Annotated in this window: 19 protein-coding genes; 3 read left to right on the top strand and 16 right to left on the bottom strand. The window is 63.6% G+C overall.

The window, feature by feature from the left end; translation table 11 throughout:
- Positions 1–107: 107 nt before the first annotated feature.
- The 5 genes from dnaK to AT984_RS12210 form a co-directional block, all read right to left on the bottom strand.
- Positions 108–2,069: a molecular chaperone DnaK gene (dnaK, locus tag AT984_RS12230; protein WP_058720333.1), complete on the bottom strand. Its 1,962-nt coding sequence runs from the start codon at positions 2,067–2,069 to the stop codon at positions 108–110.
- A gap of 156 nt (positions 2,070–2,225) precedes the next feature.
- On the bottom strand, positions 2,226–2,759 hold the full coding sequence (grpE, locus tag AT984_RS12225) for a nucleotide exchange factor GrpE (protein WP_058720332.1): 534 nt from the start codon (positions 2,757–2,759) through the stop codon (positions 2,226–2,228).
- A gap of 221 nt (positions 2,760–2,980) precedes the next feature.
- Entirely contained in the window at positions 2,981–3,421 is a 441-nt protein-coding gene (locus AT984_RS12220; RefSeq protein WP_058720331.1) for an RNA-binding S4 domain-containing protein, read from the bottom strand.
- Positions 3,418–4,896 (bottom strand): sensor histidine kinase, encoded by a 1,479-nt coding sequence (locus tag AT984_RS12215; protein WP_082679991.1) that lies wholly within the window; start codon positions 4,894–4,896, stop codon positions 3,418–3,420. The genes AT984_RS12220 and AT984_RS12215 overlap by 4 nt, the downstream gene beginning before the upstream one ends.
- A 10-nt stretch (positions 4,897–4,906) precedes the next feature.
- The gene (locus tag AT984_RS12210; protein WP_058720330.1) at positions 4,907–5,614 is read right to left on the bottom strand and encodes a response regulator transcription factor; all 708 of its coding nucleotides are present in this window, start codon (positions 5,612–5,614) and stop codon (positions 4,907–4,909) included.
- 238 nt (positions 5,615–5,852) lie between these two features.
- On the opposite strand from AT984_RS12210, the gene AT984_RS12205 reads away from it, so the two are divergent.
- Genes AT984_RS12205 through AT984_RS12195 form a run of 3 tightly spaced genes read left to right on the top strand, consistent with a single transcriptional unit; the run spans position 5,853 to position 8,844 of the window.
- A complete protein-coding gene (locus tag AT984_RS12205; RefSeq protein ID WP_058720329.1) occupies positions 5,853–6,815 on the top strand; it encodes a Bug family tripartite tricarboxylate transporter substrate binding protein in 963 nt (320 codons plus the stop codon).
- A complete protein-coding gene (locus tag AT984_RS12200; RefSeq protein ID WP_058720328.1) occupies positions 6,815–7,348 on the top strand; it encodes a tripartite tricarboxylate transporter TctB family protein in 534 nt (177 codons plus the stop codon). Before AT984_RS12205 ends, AT984_RS12200 begins: the two co-directional genes overlap by 1 nt.
- Positions 7,348–8,844, top strand: a complete 1,497-nt coding sequence (locus AT984_RS12195; RefSeq protein WP_058720327.1) for a tripartite tricarboxylate transporter permease — start codon at positions 7,348–7,350, stop codon at positions 8,842–8,844. Before AT984_RS12200 ends, AT984_RS12195 begins: the two co-directional genes overlap by 1 nt.
- Positions 8,845–8,899: 55 nt before the next feature.
- On the opposite strand, the gene hemH is transcribed toward AT984_RS12195, so the two are convergent.
- From hemH to argA, 11 genes are all read right to left on the bottom strand, one after another.
- On the bottom strand, positions 8,900–9,994 hold the full coding sequence (gene hemH / locus AT984_RS12190) for a ferrochelatase (RefSeq protein ID WP_058720326.1): 1,095 nt from the start codon (positions 9,992–9,994) through the stop codon (positions 8,900–8,902).
- A gap of 127 nt (positions 9,995–10,121) precedes the next feature.
- Complete coding sequence (locus AT984_RS12185) at positions 10,122–10,937, bottom strand: substrate-binding periplasmic protein (protein WP_058720325.1); 816 nt, start codon at positions 10,935–10,937, stop codon at positions 10,122–10,124.
- Positions 10,938–11,044: 107 nt separating this feature from the next.
- Positions 11,045–11,920, bottom strand: a complete 876-nt coding sequence (locus tag AT984_RS12180) for a substrate-binding periplasmic protein (protein ID WP_058720324.1) — start codon at positions 11,918–11,920, stop codon at positions 11,045–11,047.
- A gap of 266 nt (positions 11,921–12,186) precedes the next feature.
- Positions 12,187–13,164 carry an adenylate/guanylate cyclase domain-containing protein gene (locus tag AT984_RS12175; protein ID WP_058720323.1) on the bottom strand — a complete coding sequence of 326 codons (978 nt, stop codon included), beginning with the start codon at positions 13,162–13,164 and terminating at the stop codon, positions 12,187–12,189.
- 205 nt (positions 13,165–13,369) lie between these two features.
- Positions 13,370–15,601 (bottom strand): RNA polymerase sigma factor RpoD, encoded by a 2,232-nt coding sequence (gene rpoD, locus AT984_RS12170; protein ID WP_058720322.1) that lies wholly within the window; start codon positions 15,599–15,601, stop codon positions 13,370–13,372.
- A 394-nt stretch (positions 15,602–15,995) separates the two neighbouring features.
- Entirely contained in the window at positions 15,996–18,020 is a 2,025-nt protein-coding gene (gene dnaG / locus AT984_RS12165) for a DNA primase (RefSeq protein WP_058720321.1), read from the bottom strand.
- A 10-nt stretch (positions 18,021–18,030) separates the two neighbouring features.
- Complete coding sequence (locus AT984_RS12160; protein WP_058720320.1) at positions 18,031–21,213, bottom strand: bifunctional diguanylate cyclase/phosphodiesterase; 3,183 nt, start codon at positions 21,211–21,213, stop codon at positions 18,031–18,033.
- A gap of 434 nt (positions 21,214–21,647) precedes the next feature.
- Positions 21,648–21,944: an H-NS histone family protein gene (locus AT984_RS12155; protein WP_058720319.1), complete on the bottom strand. Its 297-nt coding sequence runs from the start codon at positions 21,942–21,944 to the stop codon at positions 21,648–21,650.
- Positions 21,945–22,120: 176 nt separating this feature from the next.
- The gene (locus AT984_RS12150; protein WP_156422006.1) at positions 22,121–23,170 is read right to left on the bottom strand and encodes an extracellular solute-binding protein; all 1,050 of its coding nucleotides are present in this window, start codon (positions 23,168–23,170) and stop codon (positions 22,121–22,123) included.
- Between the two features lie 258 nt (positions 23,171–23,428).
- Positions 23,429–23,701, bottom strand: coding sequence for an oxidative damage protection protein (locus AT984_RS12145; protein WP_058720318.1), 273 nt, complete (start codon positions 23,699–23,701; stop codon positions 23,429–23,431).
- An 89-nt stretch (positions 23,702–23,790) separates the two neighbouring features.
- A complete protein-coding gene (gene argA, locus AT984_RS12140; protein WP_058720317.1) occupies positions 23,791–25,131 on the bottom strand; it encodes an amino-acid N-acetyltransferase in 1,341 nt (446 codons plus the stop codon).
- Positions 25,132–25,193: the final 62 nt, after the last annotated feature.

Here is a 25,193-nt window from a genome sequence, read left to right as displayed (position 1 = left end):
GTGCAGTTCAAACAACAGCGCCGCGACGAGCTTTTCGGGCCTGAACCCTGGGCTACGACGCGGCGGCGAAACACCGGCCAGGCGGCTTGAGCGCCTGGCCAGGAGCCTTACTTGGTGTCTTTGACTTCCTTGAACTCGGCGTCGACGACGTTGTCGTCGGCCGGCTTGGCGGAAGCTTGCTGAGCGCCTTGCGGCTGCTCGCCACCGGCTGCACCTGCGGCAGCGGCGGCTGCAGCTTCGGCGCCTTGGGCGTCAGCGTAGACCTTCTCGCCCAGCTTCTGGCTGGCGGTCATCAGGGCTTCGGTCTTGGCTTCGATGTCGGCCTTGTCGTCGCCCTTGATGGCTTCTTCCAGGGCGGTGATCGCAGCTTCGATCTTTTCCTTCTCGCCGGCTTCGAGCTTGTCGCCGTGTTCGGTCAGGGACTTCTTCACCGAGTGCACCATGCCGTCAGCTTGGTTCTTGGCTTGCACCAACTCGACCTTTTTCTTGTCTTCGTCGGCGTTGGCTTCGGCGTCCTTGACCATCTTCTCAATCTCGGCCTCAGACAGACCGGAGTTCGCCTTGATGGTGATCTTGTTTTCCTTGCCGGTGCCCTTGTCCTTGGCGCCGACATGCAGGATGCCGTTGGCGTCGATGTCGAAGCTCACTTCGATCTGGGGCGTGCCGCGCGGTGCCGGCGGGATGCCTTCCAGATTGAACTCACCCAGGCTCTTGTTGCCGGTGGCCAGTTCGCGCTCGCCTTGGTAGACCTTGATGGTCACGGCCGGCTGGTTGTCGTCGGCCGTCGAGAAGGTCTGCGAGAACTTGGTCGGGATCGTGGTGTTCTTTTTGATCATTTTGGTCATCACGCCGCCCAGGGTTTCGATACCCAGGGACAAAGGCGTCACGTCCAGCAGCAGCACGTCCTTGCGGTCGCCGCCCAGCACCTGGCCTTGAATCGCGGCGCCCACGGCCACGGCTTCGTCAGGGTTGACGTCACGGCGCGGCTCTTTGCCGAAGAATTCCTTGACCTTGTCCTGCACCTTGGGCATGCGGGTCATGCCGCCGACCAGGATCACGTCGTCAATGGCGGAGATGGCGATGCCAGCGTCCTTCATGGCCACGCGGCAAGGCGCAATGGTGCGCTCGATCAGCTCGTCCACCAGCGACTCCAGCTTGGCGCGGGTCAGCTTGACGTTCAAGTGCTTGGGGCCAGTCGCGTCAGCGGTGATGTAAGGCAGGTTGACGTCGGTCTGGGCCGAGTTCGACAGCTCGATCTTGGCCTTTTCAGCGGCTTCCTTCAGGCGCTGCAGAGCCAGCACGTCCTTGGTCAGGTCCACGCCTTGTTCTTTCTTGAACTCGGCCACGATGTAGTCAATGATGCGCTGGTCGAAGTCTTCGCCGCCCAGGAAGGTGTCGCCGTTGGTCGACAGCACTTCGAACTGCATTTCGCCGTCCACGTCGGCGATTTCGATGATGGAGACGTCGAAGGTGCCGCCGCCCAAGTCATACACAGCGATCTTGCGGTCGCCCTTGCCATGCTTGTCCAAGCCGAAGGCCAGAGCAGCAGCGGTGGGCTCGTTGATGATGCGCTTGACGTCCAGACCCGCGATGCGGCCGGCGTCCTTGGTGGCTTGACGCTGGGCGTCGTTGAAGTAGGCCGGCACCGTGATGACGGCTTCGGTCACTTCTTCACCGAGGTAGTCCTCGGCGGTCTTCTTCATCTTGCGCAGGATTTCGGCCGAGACTTGCGGAGGTGCCAGCTTCTTGCCGCGCACATCCACCCAGGCGTCGCCGTTATCGGCAGCAGCGATGGTGTAGGGCATCAGGTCGATGTCCTTTTGCACTTCTTTCTCGCTGAACTTGCGGCCGATCAGACGCTTGACGGCGTAGATGGTGTTCTTGGGGTTGGTGACGGCCTGGCGCTTGGCCGAGGCGCCGACCAGGATCTCGCCATCTTCTTGGTAAGCAATGATGGACGGGGTGGTGCGAGCGCCTTCAGCGTTCTCAATCACGCGCGTCGTGTTGCCTTCCATGACGGCCACGCACGAGTTCGTGGTGCCCAAGTCAATACCGATGATCTTTCCCATGTGTCTTTCTCCTGAAATCTGTTTGAAGGGCGCTGCGGGGCTTGCCCGGTCAGCGCCGACTTGAATGTGGTGAATCCGATGGTTCTAAGCTGTGGCCCAGACGCCGCCTTTCAAGAGGCTTTGTGCTGCCAATCGCCCGAAATGTCGTAATTTTGTTTAACGCGGGGCCGAAACGGTCACCAAAGCGGGGCGCAGCACGCGCTCGGCAATGGAGTAGCCTTTTTGCAGCACGGCCACCACGGTGTTGGGTTCTTGCTCGGCCGGCACCATCGAAATGGCTTGATGTTGATGCGGGTCGAACTTGGTGCCGGCGGCGGGGTTGATCTCCAGCACCTTGTTGCGCTCCAGGGCGCTGGCCAGCTGGCGCTTGGTGGCGTGCACGCCTTCGAGCACCGTTTCCACCTTGGCTTCGGGCATGGCGATGGCGGCTTCCATGCTGTCCATCACCGGCAACAGGCCTTCGGCGAAAGACTCCACGGCGAACTTGCGCGCCTTGGACATCTCTTCTTCCGAGCGGCGGCGGATGTTCTCCACCTCGGCCTTGGCGCGCAGATAGGCGTCAGACATCTCGGACAGGCGGGCTTCCACTTCGGCCAGCTTGGCCTCGACCGTCGGCTCAGCGTTCACCGCTGCGGCGACTTCGGGCTGGTCACTGGAGGAATCGGGGTTAGGTGTTTGAGCTGTTGTCATGATGCTAATGAGAGGCAGTGGCCGACATATGGGCGCGAAAACCCCCAGTTCAAGAGGGCGATTAGGCCGAAAAGTGGGCGATTATCGGATGGAAACCCTAGACGCCTGGGCTTCGGTCTGAGTTTGGTTCGCGCTCGGCCCGCGCTCGGCCTGTTTTGGCGGGCTTTCGGTTCGCAGTCCGCTCCGATTCGTCGGCAGGCGCGGCCGCTTCAACTTCAGCCTCAGCCTTCGTCGCTGGCGCTCCAGCGGTCCCACTCAGACAGGCGCCGGCGGTCTTGCTTGGTTGGCCGGCCCTGGGTGATGGTTTGGGCGGGCTCGGGGGCCAGGCGGCGCTGTTCGGCGGCATGCTCGCGCTGGGCGATGCTCTCCGGCGTTTCTTCGTACAGCGCTTGCGCTTGTGGCGCGGGGCCGCGGGCGTGGCTCAAGCCGCGCACCCACACTTCCCGCAAGACCTGACCCTGGCGCAGGCGCACCAAGTCCCCCAGCTTCATTTCGCGCGAGGCCTTGGCCACCCGGCCATTGATCTGCACCCGGCCATGGCCGATCTCCTCGGCCGCCAGGGCGCGGGTCTTGAAAAAGCGCGCCGCCCAGAGCCATTTATCCAGGCGCAGGCCATCGGCCTTGGCGGTTTTCTTGTCTGTGGCGGCGGCTGGGTTCTTCATGTGGGGGCATTGTCCGCCAAGCGCGGCGGGGTCGCGATGGGTAGGCGCACCCGCGCGATCAGGCCGGCGCCCGAGGCCGAGCCTGCGTCGGCTGCGCGGTTTTCCAGGCTTAACTGGCCGCCCATTGATTGCACGATTTCGCGGCAGATTGCCAGGCCTAGGCCCGCGCCACCGGGCGAGCCGCTGGCAAAGGGTTGCATCAGGCGTGGACGCAGGCTGGGGGCGATGCCGGGGCCGCTGTCGCTGATCGCGAGTTCGGCCTGGTCGCCGTTATTGCGCAAGCTCACGCTCAGTTGCCCCAGCGGCGGGCTGTGCTTGACAGCGTTGTGCAGCAGATTGCGCACCAGCTCGCGCAGCGCCCAGGGGTGGCCCAGCACCGGGCAGCTCTGCGTGTCCAGCTCGAAGTCCAGGCCGGCATCGGCGATCAGGGGTGCCAGATCCAGCGCCACTTCGCGCACGGTCTCGGCCCAGTCCTGCAACGGCGGGTCGCCTTGCTGGCGCAACTGCTCCACCTTGGCCAGGGCCAGCATCTGGTTGGCGAGGTTGGTGGCGCCGTCCACGGTTTGGCCAATCTCGTTGATCGCCTGCATCAGGCTCAAGTCGCCGCGCTGGGCTGATTGCACTTGCACCTTCAGCACCGCCAGCGGTGTGCGCAGCTGGTGGGAGGCGTCGCGCACAAAGCGTTTTTGGTGCGCGAGCAAATTGGCTTGGCGGTCCCAGGCGGCGTTGATGGCGGTGATCAGCGGGCTCAGTTCGGCAGGGGCGGCGGGCGCGTGGATGGGGCGCAAATCGTCGCCCTCGCGGGCGGTGATGGCTCGGCTGAGTTCACGCACCGGCCGGGTGGCGCCTTGCACCACCAGCCACACCACCGCGGCAATCACCGCCAGCAAGGCAGCCTGATGCCACAGCGTCGACTGCAGCACCCGGTGGGCCAGGGTGCGGCGCAGTTGCAGGGTTTCGGCCACCTGGATGGTGGCCATGCCCATGCCGTCTTCGTCGGCCACCGGTTGCAGCAGCACGGCGACGCGGACCGGCTCGCCTTGGTAGACATCGTCGTAAAAATCGACCAAGGCCGCGTAAATGCCGCGCGCTGGAATCTGCCCATGCCAAGCCGGCAAGTCCTCAAAGCCCGAGACCAGCTCACCCTTGAAACCGCTGACCTTGTAGACCATGCGGCTGCGGTTGTCGGCCTCGAAGGCTTCCAGCGCGGAGTAGGGCACGGCCGCATGCAGCGTGGGCACGCCGCCGTTGTTGCGCACATCAAGCTGCTCGCCGATGGCCTTGGCCGAGGCCAGCAGGCTGCGGTCGTACGCGGTGTCCACGGCGGCCAGGGCATCGAAGTAGAGTCGATAGGCATTGAGTCCGACCAACATGCCCACCGGCAGCAAGATGCCCAGCAGCAGCTGGCTGCGCATGGACAAGCGACCTATACCTTGGCCCAAACGCTGGCCCAGACCGAAGAACCAAGACTTCATGCGCCGCCGCTCATGGCTCGGCCTTGAGTAGATAGCCCAAGCCGCGCAGCGTCACCAGGCGGGCCTGGGTGGTGCTGAGTTTTTTGCGCAGGCGGTAGGCCACCACCTCGATGGCATCGGGCTGCACGTCCACCGCGTCACCAAACACCAGGCTGCTCAGGCGCTCCTTGGCCACCGCTTGGCCGGGCCGCGCCAGCAGGGCGCGCAGCAGGGCGGCCTCGCGCGGCGGCAGCTCCAGCGCCAGGCCCATGTGATAGATGGCGCCGCTTTCGTGGTCGGCGCGCAGGCCGCAAAAGCTTGGGGTTTCGACAACTTGCTGCGGCAGGGCTGAGGCGGCAGTCGGCGCCGTGCCCGCGCCGCGGCGGCGCCGTGCCAGCGCACGCACGCGGGCCTCCAACTCGTCCAGGTCAAAGGGCTTGGGCAGATAGTCGTCGGCACCGATATTCAGGCCCAGGATGCGGTCCCCCACGGTGCCGCGCGCGGTCAGGATGATGACGGGCGTGCTGAGGTTTTCGGCCCGCGCATCGGATAGCACCTCCAGGCCATCGCGGCCGGGCAAGGAGAGGTCCAGCAAGACCACGTCGGGCCGGCATTCGCGCCAGCGTTCCAACGCCTGGGCACCGTCGCCGCAGCTGGTGACATGGATGCCGCGGCGCTCGAAAGAGCGCTGCAAAGCGGTCTGCATGGCCAGGTTGTCTTCGATCAGCAGCAGATTCATGGCGGCACGATACCAGCGGCGGCGCGGCGTGCGGGCGAGTTTCGTAATCCCTGGTTTACCCGTAGTTCGCGGACAGCGAATTGACAGGCTGGCCCCGCAATATTCAGGGTCGTGAACCAGCCGCTGCCGGGCTTGAAATGCCTGGTCGGTGTTCACGGCCAGGCAGCCTTGCTGCGGCTGCGGGCGAGCGCAAAATTTCTCGCCCGTTCAGGCCTCATTCAAAAAACAGGAGACAAGCATGCGTCGCGATACCTTTCTGAAGTCTTTGCTGGCGCTGACCGCGGCCGGCGGCCTGCCGCTGGCGGCGCGCGCCTCGGGCGCCAATCTGAAGATGATGCTGCCCGCCAACCCCGGTGGCGGCTGGGACACTACCGGCCGTGCCCTGGGCAAGGCCCTGCAAGAAGGCGGCTTGGCCAATTCGGTCAACTACGAGAACAAGGGCGGCGCGGCCGGCGCCATCGGCCTGGCGCAGTTCGTCAACGCCAACAAGGGCGAGGGCAATGCGCTGATGGTGATGGGCGCCGTGATGCTGGGCGGCCTGATCACCGGCCGCCCGCCGGTGACGCTGGATAAGGCTACGCCGATTGCGCGCTTGACCAGCGAGTACAACGTCTTCGTGCTGCCGGCCAACTCGCCCTTCAAGACCATGGCCGAAGTGATTGCCCAGCTCAAGAAAGACCCCGGCAGCGTCAAGTGGGGCGGTGGTTCGCGCGGTTCGACCGAGCATATTGCCGCCGCCATGGTGGCGCGTGCCGCCGGTGTGGACCCGAGCAAGATCAACTACGTCGCCTTCCGGGGCGGCGGTGAGGCCACGGCCGCCATCTTGGGTGGCAATGTCACCATCGGCGGCAGCGGCTACAGCGAGTTCTCGCAGTACATCGAGAGCGGCAAGATGCGCGCCCTGGCCATCACCTCGGACACGCGCCTGAAGGGCGTCAATGTGCCCACGCTGCGCGAGCTGGGCCTGGACGTGGTGATCGGCAACTGGCGCGGCGTGTACGGCGCGCCCGGCATTACCGATGCGCAGCGCAAGGCGCTGACCGATCTGGTGGTGGCGGCCACCAAGACCAAGTCCTGGCAGGAATCGCTGGACAAGAACAACTGGACCGGCGCCTTGCTGACCGGCGCGGCTTTCGAGAAATTCGTCGACGACGAGTTCGCCAGCCTGCGCGCCGTGATGGTCAAGAGCGGCATGCTTTGATGAGCGGCTCGGTGGACGCTAAAAGCGTCAAGGAAGGCGTCAATTTCCGGCAAGTCGCCGTCGCCGGCGGCGTGCTGGCGCTGGCCCTGGTGCTGGGCTGGGGCGCATTGTCGATCTCCAGCGATGCCGGCTACGGCGGCGTGGCGCCTAACTTTCTGCCCTGGCTGGTCGCCGGCCTACTAACGGCCTGTGCCGCCCGCCTGGTTTGGCAGGCCTGCCGTGGCGGCTTTCCGGATATGGGGGACGCCGACGGAGCCGAGCATGGCCACTGGGCCGGCTTTGCCTGGGTCTCGGCGGGAATGCTTCTGAATGCCTTTGCCATCACCACGCTGGGCTTCATTCTCAGCTGCACGCTTTGCTATGTGCTGGCGATTCGAGGCTTTCGCTCGGCGGAAGACCGGCTGGATCTGAGCCCGCGCATCTGGCTGCTGGATGCTGTGGTGGGCATGGCGATCTCCGCGCCGGTGTTCTGGTGCTTCACCCAATTGCTGGCAATCAGCTTGCCGGGCCTGACGACGAGCGGGTGGATTTGATGTTGGATGTTTGGAATCAATTGCTGCAGGGCTTTGCCACTGCAGGCACGCCGGTCAATTTGCTGTGGGCGCTGGTGGGTTGCACCATTGGCACGGCCGTGGGCGTTTTGCCCGGCATCGGTCCGGCCACGGCCGTGGCCATGCTGCTGCCGATCACGCTCAAGGTCGACCCGACCGCCTCGATGATTTTCTTCGCGGGCATTTACTACGGCGCCATGTATGGCGGCTCCACCACCTCGATTCTGCTCAACACGCCCGGTGAAGCCGGCTCGATGGTGACGGCGTTGGAAGGCAACAAGATGGCCAAGAGCGGCCGCGCTGGCGCGGCCCTGGCCACGGCGGCGGTGGGATCCTTTGTGGCCGGCACCATTGCCACCGTCTTGGTGACCTTGTTCGCGCCGCTGGTGGCCAAGTACGCGGTGCTGCTGGGCCCGCCGGAGTATTTCCTGCTGATGGTCTTGGCCTTCATCACGGTCAGCGCCGTGTTGGGGCAAAGCATGGTGCGCGGGCTGACGGCCTTGGGCCTCGGCCTGGCCCTGGGCCTGGTGGGCATCGACCAAATCTCCGGCCAGGCGCGCTACACCGCCAATGTGCCGGAGTTGATGGACGGCTTCGAGGTGGTGCTGATCGCGGTGGGCTTGTTTGCCGTGGCTGAGGCGCTGTACGCCGTGCTCTACCAGGGCAAGGAAGTGGATACGCAAAACCGCATGGGCAAGGTGCACATGACCTTGTCGGAGTGGCGCCGTTCCTGGCCGGCTTGGCTGCGCGGCACCTTCATCGGCTTCCCCTTCGGCTGCATTCCCGCCGGCGGCAGCGAAATCCCGACCTTTCTGAGCTATGCCACCGAAAAGAAGCTGGCCAAGGACAAGCAGGCTTTTGGCAGCACCGGCGCCATCGAAGGCGTGGCGGGGCCTGAGGCGGCGAACAACGCGGCCATCACGGCCACGCTGATTCCGCTACTGACCCTGGGCATCCCGACCAGCAACACGGCCGCCATTCTGCTGGGTGCCTTCCAGAACTACGGCATCCAGCCCGGTCCGCAGCTCTTCGACACCAATGGCGCGCTGGTCTGGGCCTTGATCGCATCACTCTACATCGGCAATGTGATGCTTTTGATCCTCAACCTGCCGCTTGTGGGCCTGTGGGTCAAGCTGCTCAAGCTGCCGAAGGCGCCGCTGTATGCGGGCATCTTGATCTTCGCCACCGTGGGTGTGTACGGCATGCGCCAGAGCGCGTTTGATCTGGTCTTGCTCTACGGCATCGGCATCCTGGGCGTGGTGATGCGGCGCTACCGCTTCCCGACCGCACCGGTGGTGGTGGGCATGATTCTGGGCCCCTTGGCTGAGGCGCAACTGCGCAATGCCATCTCGATCGGTGAAGGCCACTGGGGTGTGTTCATGGAGCGGCCAATGTCAGCCTTCTTGCTGCTGGTGCTGGCCACGCTAATCCTGCTGCCGCGCCTGCTGGCCTGGCGCAAACAGGCGCGCAGCCGCTGAGCGAGCTAGCCCCGACAAAAAAGGCGCACTTCACAGTGCGCCTTTTTTTGTTCGATCAGTTCGCGGCACCCGCCTGGATGGCCCGCTCACGCTGGCACTTCAGGGCGGCCGTGTCGACCGGCTCCTTGGTGGGCCAGCCTTGCAGATGGCGCTCCGTCAGCGCCGCCAGGGCGCGCATGCCTTCGGGGGAATCGTTCAGGCAGGGGATGTAGTCGTAGCGCTGGCCGCCGGCGTGCAAAAAGGCTTCGCGCGCTTCCATATTGATTTCTTCCAGCGTTTCCAGGCAGTCGGCGCTGAAGCCGGGGCAGATCACCGCGACATGCTTGACGCCATCCGCGGCCAGCTTTTTCAGCGTCGGCTCGGTATAGGGCTGCAGCCATTTGGCCTTGCCGAAGCGGCTCTGGAAGGTGACGCTGTATTCCGAGGCGCTGAGCCCCAAGTTCTCGGCCAGCAAGCGCCCGGTTTTCAGGCATTCGCAGTGGTAGGGGTCGCCCAGTTCCAGGGTGCGTGCGGGCATGCCGTGGAAGCTCATCACCAGGCGCTCGGGGCGGCCGTTGGCGGCCCAGTACTGGCGCACGCTTTGCGCCAGCGCGGCGATGTAGCCGGGATCGTCGTGGTAGCGATTGACGAAGCGCAGCTCGGGCAAGTGGCGGGTGCGCAGCGCCCAGCGCGCCACATCGTCCACCACGCTGGCCGTGGTGGCACCGGAGTACTGCGGGTAGGCCGGCAAAACCAGCACCCGGGTCACGCCCTCGGCCCGCAAGGCGTCAAGCGTGGCGGCAATGGCCGGTGAGCCATAGCGCATGGCATAACGCACAGATACAGCGTGGCCGCGTTCGCCCAACAGGCCTTGCAGCAGCTTGGCTTGCTTCTCGGTCCAGACCTTGAGCGGCGAGCCTTCACTGGTCCAGACGCTGGCGTATTTGGCCGCCGATTTGGCCGGCCGCACGCGCAGGATCACACCATGCAGGATGAGCTTCCAGACTAGGCGCGGGATCTCCACCACGCGCGGGTCACTGAGGAACTGGCCCAGGTAGCGGCGCAGCGCGGCGGGGGTGGGCGCGTCTGGCGTGCCGAGGTTGCAAAACAGCACGGCAGTCTTGGGGGCTGTGCCGTGGGCGTAAGGGGCTTCGGGTTTGGGGGCGCTCATGGGCGCATTGTCGCAAGCTCGGCGGGCTCGAGTGGCGAGGCCGCGCTGATGCCCTCTCAGCGCCTCACACTTTTACTCGCTGGCTCAGTCTTCCCAGTCTTTCTCACGCCGCGGCCGAAGGCTGGCATCAAGGGCTGTCGCCCAGGCCGCCGGCCTTCAGGATGGTTTTGTAGCTGCCATCGGCTCGCATCGACGCGAGGCCGCGGTTGAAGTCGCGCAAGATGCGCTCACGGCGCGGGTCGGTTTTGAGTACGGCGAGCAAATGATCTTTGCTCTCCAGTTCCGGTGATTTCCATTGCACCAGTGCAGCAATCTCACGGTTGGCCGCCTGATTGAGAAAGTGCATGCCCAGGGCCTTGTTGCCGTAGGCCAGATCCACCCTGTCCTTGGCGAGCATGCGCAAGCAGGTGGGTAAATCCAGCACCGGCTCGAAGCGCAAATCAAGCTGCTGAAGCGCCGGCGACAGATAGCTGCCGCGCTGTGTGCAGATGCTCTGGCCGCCCGCAGTCTTGGGGCCGCTGGGATCGCTTGCGCTGCCACGTTTGCCGAAGTAGCCAAGCTCCATTTGCATGATGGGTTGCGAGTAGGCAAACAGCCGGTCGCGCGCCTCATTGCGCCACAGGCCGAGGATGGCGCATTTGGCCTCTTCGGCCTCTTTCATCAAGCGGGCCCAGGGCAGGAAGTGCACCTCCACCGAGCTACCGCTGCGGCGAAACGCTTCGACGGCGATTTCGATCAACGGCCCGCGCCCGGGCAAGTCTTGGCTGTTGAAGGGCGGAAATTCGGTCAGGCAGAGCTGAACGCTGGGTGCCGCCATGGCTGGCGTCTGCAGCAGGCCAAGCACAAGCAAAAGAAGCTGCAGGCCGCGATCACGGATGAATCTGCCGTGGCTGAGCGTCAGTGCCAGCGCCGATTGGGCGGTTCGGCCAAGTGGATTCGGCATGGTGAAGCTCGGCTCCGTCCGGCAATGTGCTCAGGTACAGAGGGGCATGGTAGTTGAGCCGACCATGCAGGGGCAATACGGCTTTGTGCCGATGGGCTCGGCGCGCGCTAGAACCAGTCAGCGCTGCGCTTGAGGATTCTGGCCATATCGCCGCTCTCACGCAGCTCGGCCAAACCGCGGTTGATGTCGCGCAGCACGGCGGGGTGATCGGCGCGGCGCCGGGTCAAGGCCATATGAAGCGGCATGTCCGCAAGGGCAGGCTCCAGCCATTGGAACTGCGCCGCGACGCTTTGCAGCTGTGTTTGCAAGAGATGAAAGGCGACGCCTTTGTCGATCAGCACCAGATCAACACGACCGGCCAGCAGTTTGCGCAGATTACTGACGTCATCGACCGCCAGGTCGGTCTGGAAACTCATTTCCTCGAAGCGTGGCGGATTGGCGTAGCCCCGCACGGTGCCGATGCGCAGCCCGGGCACTTGCCGCAAGCGAAGCAAATCATCGACAGCCATCATGCTGCCGACGCGGGCGATGAAGCCGATTCGGTTGCTGATGCCTAGCGCCTGCGAATAGGCGAGATAGCGCTCGCGTGAGGCCTCATACCAAATGCCCAGCACCCCATCGGCGCCGCCACGCTCGGCTTCCGCGATGACGCGAGCCCAGGGCCTGAACTGGATTTCCGCCGCGATGCCGGCACGCTCCAGCGCGGCGCGGCCCAGGGCGAGCACCACGCCACCATCAGCACTGCTGCCGCTCATATAGGGCGCGTACTCCGTGGTCAAGAGAACCAGGCGCGTGGGCGTTTGCGTTGGCGTGCGTGTACGAGGGGCGGCTGTGGGTGAGGCTGAGGGCGAGGGTGAAAGCGTCTCGCGAGGCTCTGCCACCTGGCTTTGCGGGGGCTGCGCGGCCATTGCCGTATGGCCAGTGCCCAGCGAGCCCAGCACGGGGGCGGCCAATCTCAACAAGGTGTCGCGGCGCGTCAGCATGCCGGATGGTAAGCGCGCGGCGAGCCCATTTTGGGCCTGGGGTTGTTGCCGAGACTGATCATGCCTGTGCGGGTCAAGACGGGGCTAAGGTGCTGCATCAGGCCTTGCATTCAGCGCTTGCGCGGCGCTGGTCCGTGCGGCCCTGCCAAGGCCAGTTTGCCCTTCGGCTCTGGGACGAGGCGGCGCTCAGATTCATGACACGATGCTTGCTGCTGGGCTTGAACGCCCCGGCCAGGCCGCGCATGGTGCGAAAGCGCATGGAGCGTTCAAAGTCGGCTGCGTGCGGACGCGCCGAGGTGTTGGGGTTGGGTCTCGGCAAAATGCAGCACCTCAAATCGCACCACCGGCGAGGTGGCGTCGATGGGCGGGCTGCCAAGGCCGATCACACCGCTGCCATGCAGGGTGCAACTGCCACGCTTGAGGCTGACGGTTTCGCCGGCGCTGCCAAAGCGGACAAAAGTGCCGTTGTAGCTGAGGTCGGTGATGGAGAAGCTGCCGCCATGCCAGTCGATGCGGGCGTGTGAGCGCGATACGCGGCCATCGGTGATGCAGTAGGTGGCTTGTACGCTGCGGCCCAGCACGATGGGCATGCTGTCGATGTCAAACACACGGTCCAGGTCCAGCCACTGCAGGCGGATGCCATCGGGTTCAACCGACTGCATCACCTCGCCGAACTGGGTGGCGGCCATGTCGCCGGTGGCGCCGTGGCTGGGTTGGTCCAGCACATGCACATGCACCGGCTCGCTGCGGCCACGCACCGCGATCAGGTCCAGGCTGCGGAAGCGCGACTTGAGCACGCTGCCTAGGCCTTGCAGCACCTCGGCGGTGATCAGGGTTTCGTTGTCGCCGGCATGATTGAGCAATCGGGCGGACACATTGACGGCATCGCCAAAGCAATCGCCATTCATCTCCACCACTTCGCCGCGGGCCAGGGCCACTTGCATGCGCAGCGAGCGCAGCCCGGCCGAGGCGCCATGTTGCTTGCCGCGCGCCACCACGCGCTCCAGCAGTTCGTGCATGCGGATGGCGGAAAGCACGCCGTCGCGCGGCACCTCGAACACGGCCATCAGGCCATCGCCCAGGGTCTTGATCAGCTTGCCATGACATTCGGTGACGGCTTGCCCCACCAAATTGACGGTGTGCGTCACCACCGACGTGGCTTCGGCATTGCCCAAGGTTTCGAAAAGCGCTGTGCTGCCGCGTAGATCGGCAAACAAGACAGTGCGCTCCCGGATTTGGGTCATGGTGAAGGCTGAGGGCTAAACAGCAAATTTTTTCGCAGTTTAGCTGCGCGCATGCTGAGCGATGGCTTGAAAAGCCCAATAAAAAAGGGCTGGATTGCTCCAGCCCTTTTTGCTTAACTTGCCTTGCTTTGGCTTGCGGCCACCGATCTGGCTGCACTTTTGGCGCACAGCCAAGCGCTGAGCGCTTGGCTGCCTATCTGTCCAATCAGAGATTGTCCAAATAGGTCCGCAATTTGTCCGAACGGCTTGGGTGCTTGAGCTTGCGGATGGCTTTGGCTTCGATCTGGCGGATGCGCTCGCGGGTGACGTCGAATTGCTTGCCGACTTCTTCCAGCGTGTGGTCCGTGCTCATTTCGATGCCGAAGCGCATGCGCAGCACCTTGGCTTCGCGCGGGGTCAGGCTGTCGAGGATGTCCTTCACCACATCGCGCAGGCCGGCTTGCATCGCTGCTTCGATTGGCGCGGTGTTGTTGGTGTCCTCGATGAAGTCGCCCAGGTGGCTGTCGTCGTCGTCACCGATCGGCGTTTCCATGGAGATCGGCTCTTTGGCGATCTTCATGATCTTGCGGATCTTGTCCTCAGGGATCTCCATCTTCTCGGCCAGGGTCGGCGCATCCGGCTCAAAGCCGAATTCCTGCAAATGCTGGCGCGAGATGCGGTTCATCTTGTTGATCGTTTCGATCATGTGCACCGGAATACGGATGGTGCGGGCCTGATCGGCGATCGAACGGGTGATGGCCTGACGGATCCACCAAGTGGCGTAGGTCGAGAACTTGTAGCCGCGACGGTATTCGAACTTGTCCACCGCCTTCATCAAACCGATATTGCCTTCCTGGATCAGGTCCAGGAACTGCAAGCCGCGGTTGGTGTACTTCTTGGCGATGGAGATCACGAGACGCAAATTGGCCTCGATCATTTCCTTCTTGGCGTCGCGCGAGGCCTTTTCGCCCTCGTTCATCTTCTTGTTGATGTCCTTCAGGTCATCAATCGGCACGACCGCCTTGCTTTGGATATCGATCAGCTTTTGCTGCAGCTCTTGCACCGGCGGCAAATTGCGCGCCAGCACCGTGGCGTAAGGCTTGCCGGAGGCGATTTCCTTTTCGGCCCATTCGCGGTTCAGCGCATTGGGCGGGAAGCTCTTGATGAAGTACTCCTGCGGCATGCCGCACTTGTCCACTACGATCTTGCGCAGTTCGCGCTCGTAGCGGCGCACATCATCGACTTGCGAGCGCAGCAGGTCGCAGAGCTTTTCAATCGTTTTGACGGTGAAGCGGATGGTCATCAGCTCGGCGCTGATGGCGTGCTGGGCCTTGTTGTAGGTGGCCGATTTGTAGCCATCCTTCTCGAAAGCCTTGCGCATCTTGTCGAAGTTGACGGCCAGCGAATCCAGCTTGACCAGCGCGGCGTTCTTCAGCTCTTCCAGCTTCTTGGTCAGGGCCTTGGAGCCGCCATTGCCGTCGTCGTCGTCTTCTTCGTCGAATTCGTCGAAGTCTTCTTCAGCCACATAGTCGTCGGCCTCATCGGCGGCGACGAAGCCGTCCACCACTTCCGAGATCGTCTTTTCACCGGCGCGGATCTTGTCGGCCAGGTCGATGATGTGAGCGATGGTGGTGGGCGAGGCCGAGATGGCCAGCATCATGGCTTGCAAGCCGCCTTCGATGCGCTTGGCGATTTCGATTTCGCCTTCGCGGGTCAGCAGCTCAACCGTGCCCATTTCGCGCATATACATGCGGACCGGGTCGGTGGTGCGGCCGAATTCCGAGTCCACGGTGGACAGGGCGGCTTCGGCGGCTTCTTCGGCTTCTTCTTCGGTCGAGGTGGCGGTGGCGCTGCCCTGGATCAGCAGGGTGGCGGCGTCAGGTGCCTGCTCATAGACCGCGATGCCCATGTCGTTCAACATGGAAATGATGGCCTCGAGGATTTCCTCGTTGACCAGCTTTTCGGGCAAGTGGTCGTTGATTTCCTGGTGCGTCAGGAAGCCACGCGTCTTACCCATCTTGATCAGGGTCTTCAGCTCGTGGCGGCGCTTGGCGGCTTCTTCTTCCGTCAGCGCGGTTTCTTCCAGGCCGAACTCGCGCATCAGCGCGCGCTCTTTGGCGCGGCTGACCTTCATGCGCAGGGGCTTGGCCTTGGGCTTGTCTTCGGTGGCCTCAGCCACTTCCGCTTCGGCTTCCGGCTCGCCTTCGAGGTCGGCTTCGAGGTCGGAGAAGTCTTCTTCTTCCACCTCAGCCTTGGCCTTGCCGGCGGGCTTTTTGGATTCGGTGGCTGCCTTGGGCTTGCGGCCGCGCTTGGGCTTGTCCTCAGCGGCGGCGGCTGCTGCTGGCGCTGCTACTGCTGCGGCAGTCTTGGCCGCAGCCTTGACGACGCGCACGACTTTGGGCGCGGGTTTCTTGATCTCGTCAACTTCGGCCGTAGGCGTGGTCTTCTTGGCAGTCATGCAAATCCTCGGGTGGATGGGGGCGGGCGGGCCAGAAACAAAGGATCGAGCTTTGAAAAATCTTTTCAGAGCCGAAAAAATTTTGTAAAAAAATCAATCAGGCAATGCAGTAGCCACCTGGGGCCGTTTACTACGCTTTTCAAGGCGGAGCTCGGCCCAGGTGGCTTTCTAACGTTTTGTTTGCTCGCGCAAGCGGGCAGGGACAAAACGTGGCGCGAGCAAGTTAGCGTGACCCTTTATCAGTGCAGCGCTTGGCGGATACAGGTGGCCTTGATGCCTCAAGGGGCGCCCAGTGTCGCTGGGTGGCCGGGTCCGGCAAATCGCTGCGGGCACTCTTGCCGCGCGCGGAAAACGGCGAATTATCGTCTAAATGTCGGTAATGGTCAAAATTGGCTCAGGCTGCGGGTTTGAGATGCTTCAATGCGCGGATCTTCACGTCCAATTCGCGCCAGCGTCGGAGATCGGCGTTGGCTCCGGCGCTGGTGATGCGTCGTTGTTCTTCTTCCATGCGGACGATAAGCAAGTCTTTGATCACGCCTTGAAAGTCCTCGAACTGGGCTTCGTCCTCGCTGTACAACTCGCCGGTGAAGCGTTTGGCCTCGGGCAGCAAGCCTTCATCGGCCAGGGCAGCTTCGAGCACCGACCAAGGGCTGGCGCCGTGGTTGACCATATGGCGCTCTAGCCAAGCCACCAACTCACCGTGCACGCCGGGTAGTTCGTGCAGCAGTTGATGATCGTCCGGGCTCAGGCGCGCCCACCAGTCGCTATTGAGCAGCAACATGCGCACGGCGTGGTCGGCCTTGGCGGCGGGCTGGCGGCGCGGCGTGCCTATGGTTTCGTCCTCGGGCTCGCCGCGGCGCTTCCAGTTGCCGCTGGGTTTCCAGTCCTTTTTCCACTCTTTCTTTTTCCAAGGCTTGGCGCCGCCACCACCGGCCGGTTCCTCCGCGTGGGCGGAGGGTTCGGGGAGGTCGTAGTGCTCGTCACCGCCATGGCTGTCGAAAACGTCGAGGTCTGGGTAGTGGTCGTGACCGAATTCGTCGTGAAGTTGTTGTGGCTGCGCTGCGTTGGCGGTGCGTTGCTTGCTCCGCTGTCCGCCGCCACCTGTTGTGCCGCTGACTTGCCACAAGCCCATCAACTCCTGATCAGGCAATTGCGTGCGGCGCGCCAAATCGCCCAGCAATTGGCGCTTGAGCAGGCCATTGGGCAGGGCCTGCCAGAGCGGCTTGGCATTGGCCAGCATGCGGGCGCGGCCTTCGGCGCTGCCGAGGTCGCAGCCCTCGGCGCTGGATTCCATCAATTGGCGCGACAAGGGGATGGCCTCGGTCACGCATTGCTCAAAGGCCTCGGCGCCGTACTCCCGCACATAGCTGTCCGGATCATGTTCGGCCGGCAGGAACAGGAATTTGATGCTGCGCACATCGGTGGCGTGGGGCAGGGCGGCCTCCAGGGCGCGCCCGGCGGCGCGGCGTCCGGCGGCGTCGCCGTCGAAGCTGAACACCACTGATTCGGTGAAGCGGAAGAGCTTGTGCACATGCTCGGCCGTGCAGGCAGTGCCCAGGGTGGCCACGGCGTTGTTGAAGCCGCTTTGCGCCAGGGCCACCACGTCCATATAGCCTTCCACCACCAAGGCGTAGCCGCGTTGGCGCAGGCCGGCGCGGGCCTCGAACAGGCCGTACAACTCGCGGCCTTTGCTGAACACCGGCGTTTCGGGCGAATTGAGGTATTTGGGCTCACCCTTGTCCAGCACCCGGCCGCCGAAGCCGATGGTTTCACCGGTGACGTTGCGGATCGGGAACATGATGCGGTCGCGGAAGCGGTCGTAGCGCTTTTGCTCGGCCTCGGGGCCGTCCGCGTTCTGCACGATCACCATGCCGGATTCGGCCAGCAGCGGGTCGTCATAGCTGGGAAATGCGCTGGCCAGGGTGCGCCAGCCTTCGGGTGAGTAGCCCAGGGCGAACTGCGCGGCGATCTGGCCGGTGAGGCCGCGCTTTTTCAGGTAGTCGATCGCACGCGGCGACTTTTTCAGCTGCAGGCGGTAATGCGCGCTGGCCTTTTCCAGCACATCGGTGAGGGTGGCCTGGCGCTGCTTTTGCTGGGCGGCGCGCTCGCGCTCCTCGGCCGAGCGCTCGTCCTCCGGCACCACCATGCCCACTTGCTGGGCCAGGTCTTGCACGGCTTCGACAAAGCCCAGGCCGCTGTGCTCCATCAAAAAGCCCACCGCATTGCCGTGCACACCGCAGCCGAAGCAGTGGTAGGTCTGGCGCGTCGGGCTGACGATGAAGCTGGGGGACTTCTCCCCATGGAAGGGGCACAGTCCCTTGTGGTTGATGCCGGCTTTTTTCAGCTCGACATGGCGGCCCACAATGTCGACGATGTCGGTGCGGGAGAGTAAATCTTGGATAAAGCCGGGAGGGATCACGGCCGGAAGTCTAAGCCAAGCCGGGCACGTGGCCGATGGCCTGCGCCGCCCAGCGTGACTTGCTGAAGCCGCGAACCCAGTCCGGCACCTCTTCGGCCGGCATGGCGTGGGCAATGCCATTGCCCTGGCCCAGCACGCAACCCATGCTGAGCAAAGCGCTGGCGTGGGCCACCGATTCCACGCCTTCGGCCACCACGCTGCAGCCAAAGGTCTGGGCCAGGCTGATCACGCCTTCGACCAGGGCGCGGTCTTGGGCATCGACCAGCAGGTTGTGGACGAAGGAGCGGTCGATCTTGAGTTCATCCACCGGCAGCCGTTTCAGGTAGGTGAGGGTGGAGTAACCGGTGCCAAAGTCATCCAGCGCGAAGCGCACGCCATAGGTGCGGCATTGCTGAATCAGGGTGTAGGTGGCGTCCACATCGGCCAGGGCGGCAGATTCCAGCACTTCCAGGCACAGGTGCTGGGCGACAGGCTCGGGGTGGCGCTTGATCAGCTCCAGCAGGCGGGCCGAGAAGTCGGGTGATTGCAACTGCAGCGCTGTGACGTTGACGCTGACGCTCAGCGACAGGCCCTGGGCCAGCCATTGGGCGCTTTGCTTGAGGGCTTGGGCGATGACCCAGTCGCCCACTTGCGCGGCCAGGCCGGTGGCTTCGATCAGGGGCAGGAAGTGTAGGGGCGGCAAGAGGCCGCGCTCCGGATGCAGCCAGCGCAGCAAGGCTTCCATGCCTTGGACCTGGCCGGTCTGCACATCCACCTTGGGGTGGTAGTAGAGGCGCAGCTCGCCGGCGTCCAGGGCTTGTTGCACCCGGGTCAGAGCGATCAGGCTGGCTTCGTCGCGCAGGTGTTTGGCGGTGTCGAACATCTGGTAGCCATTGCGCCCGCTGTGCTTGACGCGGAAGAGGGCATGGCCGGCATGGCGCAGCAGCGTCTCGGCGTCGGAATTGTCTTGTGGGAACAGGGTGGCGCCGATGCTGGCGGTGAGTGCGAGTTGCAGCGCTTCGGTGTTGCCGCCGGCCGGATCGGGCTGGCGCTCCAGCCGGTAAGGTTGGGTCAGCACCTTGAGCAGGCGCTCCAGGGCCAGCTGCGCCTCATCGGCGCCGCTGCTGCGCAGCAAGAGGGCGAATTCGTCGCCGCTCAGGCGTGCCACCGTGTCTGACCATTGGGGCGCGCTGCGCAGCGCGGCGCGCAGGCGCTGCGCCACTTGCTTGAGCAAGGCGTCGGCGGTCTGGCTGCCGTAGCGGCTATTGATGTGTTTGAACTGATCCAGGTCCACCCGGCAAATGCTCAGGCGAAAGCCTTCCGCCTCGGCCTGTTGCAAGCCACTTTGCAAGCGCTGCATGAACTCATCGTGATTGGGCAGCTGGGTCAGGGTATCGAAGCGGCTTTGCTGCTCCAGTGCGGCTTGCTGCTGCACCGTGCGCGTCATATCGCTGACGGTGACGACCCGGTAACGCAGCGGGCCGTCGGGCTCGGGGATGGTCGACACGGTCAGTTGCAGCTGGCAGGGCGAGCCATCGGCCCGTTCGGTCTGCACCTGCGCTTGCCAAAAGCCTTGGGTGTGCAGGGCCTGCTGCAAGGCTTCAGGGCTGAGGCCCGAGCGGCGCAGGGTCAGCGGCGTCAAGGGAGTGGCGGATTGCCCCACCAGCACATCGCGGGTGCTGCCCAGCATCTCGCAGTAGCTGGGGTTGACGTCCAGCACCCGGTTATTCATATCGGTAACCAGCAAGCCTTCGTGCAGATGCTGGAACAAGCTGATGCTCATGCGCTGGCGTTCTTCGGCGGTGTGGCGCCAGTCCACATCGTTCAGGGTGCATTGCAAGTGCAGGGCCTGACCTCGCTGCGCGCCTTGCCCCCGACGCGCCAAGACCTGGGCGCTCAGATCAAACCAGCGCCAGGTCTTGCCGTGGGCCAGCAGGCGCAGGGTGATCTGGCTGCTGTCGGCGCCGGCGGGCGCTTGCATCTCGCTCAAGGTTTGGCGGGCGCGCTCTTTGTCGAGCGGGTGCACGGCTTCGAGCCACATGGTGTGGGATTGTGCTGGGCCCATATGGGGCCCGAGCACGTCCCGCCACAGCTCGGAGGCGCTCAGCAAGCGGGCGCCTTGGCGACCCAGGCGCCACTCGGCCTGCGCCAGATTGGCGTGCTTGAGCGTCTGCAGCCAGCGCTGCTGGCGCTGCTGCTGCAAGGTCTTCAGGCTGTCGGTCAACAAAGGCAATGCGGCCATGCTGGCTATAAAGCCCCACAAAGACCACAGCGCTGCATCGCCGCTTGTCAGTGCAAATGGGCCCAGGCCAAGGCTTGTGGCCAGCAAGGCGATGGCGTTGATCAGGAGGGCGGTGAAGCTGGCGAGGCGGTTCGTGGGACCCAGCGTGCTCAGTCCCAGCAAAAGTGCTGATGCGAAGAGCCATGGGGTGGCGGCGCTGGCGCTGGCTTGCACCACCTTGCCGGCGGCTTGAAGCCCAAACTCTCCCAGAAACACCCAGGCGGCCAGGCCTGTCGCCGCGGCGCTGCTGAGCGATTGAGCGGCCAAGGCCAGCGCGCTTTCAGGCAGAGCTGTGGCTGGGGCGTCCGTGGCATCGCTCTGTGCTGGCTTGGCAAAGGTCGAAAGCGAAAGCAGGGCTGGCGCCAACATCATCACCCCGGTGGCTTGCGCGCCCCAATCCATCGACAGCAGCTGCCAATCGAAGCCTGCCGCACCGGGCAGCGCTGCGCCCCACAGGTTCGCGGCTACGCTGCTCAGCAATGGCCCGAGCACAAGTCCGAACAGGGCAAACAGCAGCAAATCGCGCCGGCTGCCCATGGGGGTGCTGAAGTCAAACCCATGCCATGCGGCCCTTGCTGCGGCCGCGCCCAGCAGTTGCAGCAACTCTGCGCCGGCGTGCTGGATAAGTCCGCCACTGGCCAACGCCAGGCTGGGCTGGGCCGCCAAGGACAACGCCTGCGACAGGGCGACTCCGGCCAGCAGCCCCGGCCAAGCCTGTCGGCCCCAGGCGTGGAAGCCCAGCAAGGCCACCGTCATCGGCGGCCAGAGCAGGAGAGTTGCACCCGAGCTGCCGACCCTGCGGGTCAACCATTGCCTGGCCAGTGCCGCGCTCAAGGCGTAGGCAAGAGCCAGCAAGGCGCCGCCCAGCACTGCGCACAGACGTGGATTGGCCTGGGCGGAAATTTTGCTGGCCTTGCCGTCTAAATGAGTCACGTCAGTAGGGCTAGGCTAGAAGCGGCGGTGGAAGCGTGGGGGCGCCCATGTCGTGTTATTTGGAAGTTATGTGCCTTTGCGCCTTGATATCTCGTCGGCCAACAATCCCGCGCGCAAACGGGAATTGCCGAAACCGCCGCCGGGCAGCAGGACGCAATTTATGAATATTCTGTTGAAGCTGCGCCGAAAGAGCGCACTGCACGCCCCAATCTGACTGCCGGGCGGTGCAATATGACGAAACTGCAGCACATATGCAGCCGGAAGAATCCTAGCAGTGACTGCCTGGCTTGCCGCCGTCTATTCCCCCCAATTCGAACTGGCGGGAAACCCTGAGTGAGGCAGAGTGAATCAGGATGCACAGGCAAAAAAAAAGCCACCCTTAACAGGTGGCTGATTCAATTCAAAGGCATTTGAGTGCCCTTGAATCTGGCAAATTAAACGTGGAAATCTGCCAAGCTGGCGCCGGCCGAAATGGCTGCCTTCAGCCACTTGGGTTGCAGGCCGCGGCCGCTCCAGGTTTCGCCAGTCGCTTGGTTGCGATACTTGACGGCCACCTTGGAGGTTTTCGCTTGCTTGGCCGGGCGGCTACTCAGATCCGCTGCCGTCAAGCCATAGTCGCTCATCAAGGACTTGACTTTCGCAATCGCATCCGCGCGCTCACGTTCCTTGGTTTCCGAAATTTGCTCGTCAAGAGCGGCTCGTTGAGCCAAAAGGTCTTTCAGTGATGCCATATGCAAACCCTCGCGAAATATGGATAAATCCAAACTGGTGCGAGCCATTATAGGCACAAGCTGCCCGGAACATGTATACGGGTATTTTGCGGATGGGTTTGCAAAGGCGCCGGGATGTTGTCTGGCTGATACATCAGCCGCGCGTTCATCCCCTCTGATACTCGGGCCGATTCCGCTTATTTGTAGCCGACGCGATCCAGCATTTGCTGCACCTTGGGCAGATTGGCGCCAATCTTGCCAACCGGAATGGTTTCGCTCTTGAAGGCGCCCATCGCCTCCAGCGCTGGGTTGGCAGGGCGCACGCCCGGCACGGCCGGCCATTCGTTATTGCCGTTGGCGAAATAGCCTTGCGCTTCGTTGCTGCTCAGATACTCCAAGAACTTGACCGCGTTGTCGCGGTGCTTGGCATGCTTAGCGACCGCGCCCCCGGCAATATTCAGGTGCGTGCCCCAGGATTGTTGATTCGGGAAAACAAGGCCCACCTTTTCCATCGCTGCGCGATCGTCCGGCTTATCCGAGCGCATCATCCGGGCCAAATAATAGGTATTGGTGATGGCAATGCCGCATTCACCGCTGGCCACGGCCTTGATCTGGTCGGTATCGCCACCTTTGGGTGCGCGCGCCATATTGGCGACCATACCTTTGAGCCAGCTTTCGGTGGCTTCCGCGCCCAAATGCTCATAGACGGCGCCGAACAGTGACAGGTTATAGGGGTGCGAACCCGAGCGGGTGCACAACTGGCCCTTGTTTTTCGGATCGCCCAAATCCTGGTAGTTCAAAACGTCGGCTTTCTTGACGTTCAACTTGTTGTAGACAATCACGCGGGCACGGGTCGACAGGCCAAACCATTCGATGCCCTTATCGTCGGCTTGGGCGCGCAGATTGGCGGGAATGCGTTGTTCCAGCACGCTGGATTTGATGGGCTGAAACAGACCGTCTTGGTCGGCTTGCCAAAGGCGCGCCGCATCGACCAACAAAATCACATCGGCGGGGCTGGCCGCACCTTCGCTTTTCAGGCGTGCCAACAGGCCCGCATCATCGGTATCCACCCGATTGATTTTGATGCCGGTGGCTTTGGTGAAATTGGCATACAGCGCCTCATCGGTTTGGTAGTGCCGCGCCGAATATAGATTGAGGACTTGTTGGTCTTGCGCCGAGGCTTGCAGCGCAATACCGCTGAGCAAGGCGAGAGAGAGCAGGGGCTTGACGAGCTTGGGCAGACGCATGAGAACTCCGAACCAAAAAACAGGATGGATCGAAGTCTAACTCAAACAAGAATGATTCTTGTTTGAGTTTCGTGGGTGGTGGCTGCTTGCCCATGGCGCTGGGCGGGCGGCCCGACCGGGTCTTTCAGATCGCTGGCTGCGCCTGGCGGGTGTGCGCTGTGGGCTCAATTTGAGCCATTGGTCCGGCAGGGCCGGGCTGGCGCATGGCGCCCCTGATGCTCAGCATGAGGGGCGCGCAGGGGAGGGGCTGAGTCGTACTCAGGCCGCCGGCGGCACGTAGCCGGCCACGGCTTCAGCGCCGGTGCCGAAGAAGAACTGCTCCATCTGGCGGGCCAGGTATTGGCGGGCGCGCAGATCGGCCAGGTTCAGGCGGTTCTCGTTGACCAGCATGGTCTGGTGCTTGAGCCACAGAGCCCAGGCTTCCTTGCTGACCTCTTGATAGATGCGCTTGCCCAGATCACCGGGGTAGGGCGCGAAGTCCAGGCCCTCGCCTTCCTTCTTCAGATGAACACATTGCACGGTGCGAGCCATGGCTTTACCTCTTCTCAGCTTGAAAAAATCATGGCGCGCCTTGGGGGCGCGCCGGGGAAAAAATTTGTTGGCGTGGACGGCCGGCGGACTTAGCTCAACTTCTTGACCAAGACCTGCGAGCGCCTGTCCCAGTTGTATTTTCGCTTGCGTTCCTCGGGTAGCCACTCGGGGTCGACCTGGACAAAGCCGCGCTTGATGAACCAGTGCATGGTGCGGGTGGTCAGCACAAAGATGCTGGGGATGCCCATGGCCTTGGCGCGCTGCTCGACCCGCTTCAAGATGCGGTCGCCATCGCCCTGGCCTTGCACGGCGGGCGACACCGTCAGCGCCGCCATTTCCGCGGTTTTTGCTTCCACATAGGGGTAGAGCGCGGCGCAGCCGAAGATCACGCCGTCATGTTCGATCACGGTGTAAAGCTCGACATCGCGTTCGATCTCGGTGCGGTCGCGTTTGACCAGGGTGCCGTCGCGCTCGAAGGGCTCGATCAGATTGATGATGCCGGCCACATCGTCCGAGCTGGCTTCGCGCAGGCTTTCCAGCTTCTCATCCACCACCATGGTGCCGATGCCGTCGTGGGTGTAGACCTCTTGCAGCAGCGCCCCGTCCACCGCCAGCGGCAGGATGTGGGAGCGCTCCACGCCGCCTTGGCAGGCGCGCACGCAGTGCTGCAAGTAAAAGCCCACATCCAGCGGCGAGGTCGGCTTGGGCGCGGCGGCCAGCATGCGCTGGGCGTCTTTCAGGGCCAGTTCGGTGTCGATGGCGCTGGCCGGGTCGCTCGGGTCTTCGGGAACACCGTCCACCTCGCACACAAACAGCAGCTTGTCAGCTTGCAGGGCGATGGCGGTGCTGGTGGCCACGTCTTCCATGCTCAGATTGAAGGCCTCGCCGGTGGGCGAGAAGCCAAAGGGCGAGAGCAAGACGATGGCGCCGATGTCGATGGCTTTTTGAATCGCGGTGGCGTCCACCTTGCGCACCACGCCGCTGTGCTGGAAGTCCACGCCGTCCACGATGCCCACGGGCCGTGCCGTCAGGAAGTTGCCTGACACCACCCGCACCGCCGCATTGGCCATGGGCGTATTGGGCAAGCCCTGCGAGAACGCGGCTTCAATCTCGAAGCGCAGCTGACCGGCGGCTTCCTGGGCGCAGTCCAGCGTCACGGCATCGGTGATGCGCATGCCTTGGGCGTAGCGTTCGGGCTGGCCCTTGGCGGCGAGCTGCTCGTTCACCTGGGGGCGGAAGCCGTGCACCAGCACGATCTTGATGCCCATGGCATGCAAAATCGCCAGGTCCTGCACAAAGGCGTTCAATTTGCCTGCGGCGACCAGCTCACCGGTCATCCCGACCACAAAGGTTTCCCCTCGGTAGGCGTGGATATAGGGCGCGACGGAGCGAAACCAGGGGACGAAGGTGTGGGGGAAAACCAGGCTCATGCCCGGATTGTGCCGCAGCGACAAGCGACGCTTGCGGCCAGCCGCCTCGCCTGCGCGGATAA

This window comes from Paucibacter sp. KCTC 42545 (assembly GCF_001477625.1).
Classification (GTDB): Bacteria; Pseudomonadota; Gammaproteobacteria; order Burkholderiales; family Burkholderiaceae_C; genus Paucibacter_A.
This window is presented reverse-complemented; position numbering and strand designations above follow the sequence as displayed.